At 62.0% G+C, this 4,060-nt stretch carries 7 protein-coding genes; all 7 read left to right on the top strand.

Annotated features, from left to right (window positions below; genetic code table 11):
- Positions 1-207: peroxide stress protein YaaA (gene yaaA / locus Q1V51_RS12045; RefSeq protein WP_300556677.1), on the top strand; the 207-nt coding region annotated here is incomplete at its 5' end.
- Between the two features lie 27 nt (positions 208-234).
- Entirely contained in the window at positions 235-615 is a 381-nt protein-coding gene (locus Q1V51_RS12050) for a hypothetical protein (protein ID WP_300556679.1), read from the top strand.
- Between the two features lie 341 nt (positions 616-956).
- The gene (locus tag Q1V51_RS12055; protein WP_300556681.1) at positions 957-1,757 is read left to right on the top strand and encodes a 3-hydroxybutyrate dehydrogenase; all 801 of its coding nucleotides are present in this window, start codon (positions 957-959) and stop codon (positions 1,755-1,757) included.
- A complete protein-coding gene (locus Q1V51_RS12060; RefSeq protein WP_300556683.1) occupies positions 1,742-2,206 on the top strand; it encodes an NUDIX hydrolase in 465 nt (154 codons plus the stop codon). Before Q1V51_RS12055 ends, Q1V51_RS12060 begins: the two co-directional genes overlap by 16 nt.
- Before the next feature lie 8 nt (positions 2,207-2,214).
- Entirely contained in the window at positions 2,215-2,661 is a 447-nt protein-coding gene (locus Q1V51_RS12065; protein WP_300556685.1) for a TIGR02301 family protein, read from the top strand.
- A 103-nt stretch (positions 2,662-2,764) separates the two neighbouring features.
- Entirely contained in the window at positions 2,765-3,802 is a 1,038-nt protein-coding gene (locus Q1V51_RS12070; protein ID WP_300556687.1) for an efflux RND transporter periplasmic adaptor subunit, read from the top strand.
- Between the two features lie 51 nt (positions 3,803-3,853).
- On the top strand, positions 3,854-4,060 hold a 207-nt coding region (locus Q1V51_RS12075; protein WP_300556689.1), incomplete at its 3' end, for an ATP-binding cassette domain-containing protein.

Genomic DNA, 4,060 nt, shown 5'->3' on the forward strand with positions numbered 1-4,060 from the left:
GACGGTCAGCTCCGCGCCCTTATGGTCTACGCCAAGAAAGCTCGCGGCATGATGGCCCGCTGGGTAATCGAAAACCGCATTACCGACCCGGCCGACCTGGTCAAGTTCGACGCCGGCGGCTACCGCTTCACCGAAGACGGCTCCAAGCCAGGCGATCTCTTGTTCACGCGTCCGCAACCGGCCGTGGCGGGGAAGAAAGCGGCTTAGACGGTCACTTCCGGAAGATGCGGCGTGATGAACTCTAGCCCGCGCCCAGGCACAATCAAATTCCTCAGCGGCACGATTGATCGTGAAAACTATCGGATTGCCAACGCTGAGATTGATGTCCTCGCAAACGACCACGCGCTCGCTTATCTGCTCAACGGCGAGTCTTCAGAATCCTTGGGCGTGAACGTCGTTCCGAATAATCCGGGAGCAATCAAGTCAGCTGATGGATGTGGAATTCATCGGGTATTCGTCAGATCGCACGGTGATCGGGGTTTCACATATCAACCGAACCATCATGTCGAAGTCTACGAGATCCTCGCCGCGCCGGACGAACTCGCCTCCGATTTGCGCCGCGCCATGCGCCTAAGGGTCCGCGTGATTGGGCAAGCGACCCTCAACGTGACATAGCGATTTCAGTCTCTCCACTCTCCTCTTTTCCTGTGTTATGGTCCAAGGGCCGCCGGGGACAGTTGCAGCTGCCCCCTTTGGCCGCCCTTTAGGCGATTGAGATACGGATAACGACCTTCCAGCCGCCTATGCGTTCTCTTTTCACCAGAAGGACGAGAGAGCATTTCGGTAAACGAAACAAATCTCCCTCCTTGGATTGGCGCCGGCCTGGATCGGCCGGCGCTTTCATTTTAGCACAAACACCCGCATTGGTTGCATTTCGATTTGCCACCGCACCCACAGCTTGACCTCCCCGGTCCCATCCCGTTTTCTGCGCCGAGCACAAACTTGAAGGGTCATTCATGTCTGGAATTCGTACGGATCTTACCGGCCAGGTGGCCATTGTCACGGGTTCGACCAGCGGCATTGGCGCGGCGATGGCGGAAGCGCTGGCGGAGAATGGCGCTCATGTCGTGCTCAACGGGCTGGGCGATGCGACCGAGACCGAAGCGCTGCGGGCCCGGATTGCTGCCGATCACGGGGTCGAAGTGCGCTATCACGGCGCCAACATGCTCAAGCCGGACGAGATCGCCGACCTGGTCAATTCGACCGTCGCGGAATTCGGCCGGCTCGACATCCTGATGAATAATGCCGGCATCCAGAATGTGGCCCCGGTCGACGAGTTTCCCGAAGCGAAATGGGACGCGATTATCGGCATTAACCTGTCCTCGGTCTTCCATGCCGCCAAGGCTGCCCTGCCGCACATGAAAAAGGCCGGGCGCGGCCGCATCGTGAACCTGGCGTCGGCCCATGGCCTCGTCGCCTCGCCCTTCAAGTCGGCCTATGTCGCCGCCAAGCACGGGGTGATGGGCTTCACCAAGACGCTGGCCCTCGAAGTCGCCGAACAGGGCATTACCTGCAACGCCATCTGCCCGGGCTATGTGAAGACACCGCTGGTGGAAAACCAGATCGCGGATACAGCCAAGGCACGGGGCATTTCCGAGGAAGAGGTGGTGCGCGATGTCATGCTCGCCGCCCAGCCGACGAAGAAGTTTGTCACCTATGAAGAACTTGCTGGCGCGCTGCTTTATATCGTGTCTGATGCGGGAGCGAATATGAACGGCTCCTGGATCAGCGTGGACGGCGGATGGACAGCCAAGTAACCGACATCAAGAGACCTGTGGCCGGAGCCGGCATCGTCGTGATCCGCGGCGATGAAGTCTTGCTGATCAAACGCGGCAAGCCGCCCTATAAGGGCGAGTGGTCGATCCCCGGCGGCAAGATCGAATATGGCGAGACCTGCGCCGAAGCGGCCTTGCGCGAGCTGAAAGAGGAAACCGGCGTCAGCGCCGAGATCGCTGGCCTGATCGATGTGGTTGATAGTATCGGTGCGCGTGAACCCGGCCAGCCGGGCGATTGGCACTATTTGCTGATCGATTATGCCGCCGTCTGGACCTCTGGCGAACCAGTTGCAGATGACGATGTCGACGAGGCCGCCTTCTTCCGGTTCGAGGAGGCCATCGCCCTGACCCGCTGGGACAAGACCCGCGATGTAATCAGCCGGGCCGTGGCCATGGTCCGCGCCATGCCTGCGCCACAATCGGGCGCATGATGCAGCCTATGCGCGCGCTCCTTGTTGTTTCCGTCCTGCTGCTTGCCGGCAGCGAGGCTCTGGCCCAGAAGCCAGGCCGGGGAAACCCGCGCCCCGCCATCGAGAATTCCGAATACCGTCAGCCGGAGCCGAGGCGAAGCGCCGAGCCCGATGTCGATGTCGAGCGCATCGTGCCCTACCTCGCCTACACGCTGGGAGAGCTGCACTATCTCGCCTATGCCTGTGACGGCCCGGATGCGCAGTCCTGGCGCACCCAGATGATCGCACTCCTGGCAGTGGAAGCACCGGATAATGGCCGCCGCCGCGATCGCCTGATCGAAGAGTTCAATGACGGCTATCGGGAACAGCAGCGCTATCGCGCCATTTGCGGTCCGCAATCTGATGCTGAGCGACGCGCCCTGGCGCATCGCGGCCGCGACCTGTCCGACATGATGCGCTCCGCCTATTTCGACTGAGAGCGTTCTCCGAGCCCATGGCTTGAGGGAAATATTTCAATTCCGCTTTGTACGCGAGACGGCTACAAGTTCCGTGACGCGTCTGTTTTTGAGGGGGTAATTCATGTCGGATCGCAGATCGAAACTCGAATCCCTGAGTATCGACCGCAGCTATGATGACGGCCCGCGCGGAGCAGGTGCGACCACGTTGATCACCGCTATCCTGGTTTCCGCCGCGCTCGGTGCGGGTGGAACCTGGTATCTGATGCGTCCGGGCGAAGATGCGCCTGCCCCGGCCCAGCCGGTCGCGGCGACACTGGCTCCCGCGGCGACTCAGAGCGAGCCTGCCCCGGCCCAGCCCGCCCCCGCTCCGCGCCGTGAACCCCGCGCCACCGGTCTGGTGGCCTCCGGCTATGTCGTTGCGCGGCGCCAGGCGACGGTCTCGGCCGAGATCTCCGGCCGCATCCAGGATGTCCTCATCGAGGAGGGCACGGTCGTCGAGGAAGGCGAAATCGTGGCTCGGCTTGATGATGAGCGCGCCAATATCCAGCTCGACCTGCTGCGCTCGCAGCTCAATGCCGCGACCGCCCGGCGCTCGGCTCTCAATGCCGATCTCGCCGAGGCACGCCGCGTGCTCGAGCGTGCCGAACGGCTGGAGGAGCGTGAAATCGGCTCGGTCGCCAACACGACCGCGGCCCGTGCTCGCGTGCAGAGCCTCAATGCCCAGATCATTGCGGCCAATGCCGATGCAGAAACGGCACGCCAGCAAATCCGCGCCCAGGAGGACCTGATCGACCGCCATATCGTACGTGCACCGTTCGCCGGTGTCGTGATCGCCAAGAATGCCCAGATCGGTGAGATTCTGTCGCCGGCCTCGGCCGGGGGCGGCTTCACCCGGACCGGTGTCGCCACCCTGGTGGACATGGCCTCACTGGAGATCGAGGTCGACGTCAATGAGGGCCAGATCGGCCGGGTCACCCCGGGTCAGCGCGTCGAAGCGCGGCTCGATGCCTATCCGGACTGGCGCATTCCGGCCCGCGTCGAGGCGATCATCCCGACCGCTGATCGCAGCCGTGCCACCATCACCGTACGGGTCGCCTTTGAAGAGCGCGATGATCGCATCCTGCCCGACATGGCCGCACGCGTGACCTTCATTGAATAAAAGGACTTTATCCTTTAAAGTCCAATCCGATTTACCGAGAGGAAGACGCCCATGACCGCCCTTTACACGCTGACGGACCTGTCCAAGCGCTATACCAGAGGGCGGGAGAGCATCACCATTTTCGAAGAGCTCAACATGACGATTGAGCAGGGTGAATTCATTGCCATCATGGGTCCGTCCGGTTCGGGCAAGACCACTTTGCTCAACCTGCTGGGAGGCATCGACCGCCCCTCCACCGGTTCCGTCGAGTGCGAAGGG

The organism is Maricaulis sp., from assembly GCF_030149235.1.
Taxonomy (GTDB): domain Bacteria; phylum Pseudomonadota; class Alphaproteobacteria; order Caulobacterales; family Maricaulaceae; genus Maricaulis.

What these genes read in the sequence shown, in the direction of transcription:
- Q1V51_RS12065 (WP_300556685.1), top strand. Translation starts at nt 2,215, where the DNA reads ATGCGCGCGCTCCTTGTTGTTTCCGTCCTGCTGCTTGCCGGCAGCGAG.
- Q1V51_RS12050 (WP_300556679.1), top strand. Translation starts at nt 235, where the DNA reads ATGAACTCTAGCCCGCGCCCAGGCACAATCAAATTCCTCAGCGGCACG.
- Q1V51_RS12055 (WP_300556681.1), top strand. Translation starts at nt 957, where the DNA reads ATGTCTGGAATTCGTACGGATCTTACCGGCCAGGTGGCCATTGTCACG.
- Q1V51_RS12060 (WP_300556683.1), top strand. Translation starts at nt 1,742, where the DNA reads ATGGACAGCCAAGTAACCGACATCAAGAGACCTGTGGCCGGAGCCGGC.
- Q1V51_RS12070 (WP_300556687.1), top strand. Translation starts at nt 2,765, where the DNA reads ATGTCGGATCGCAGATCGAAACTCGAATCCCTGAGTATCGACCGCAGC.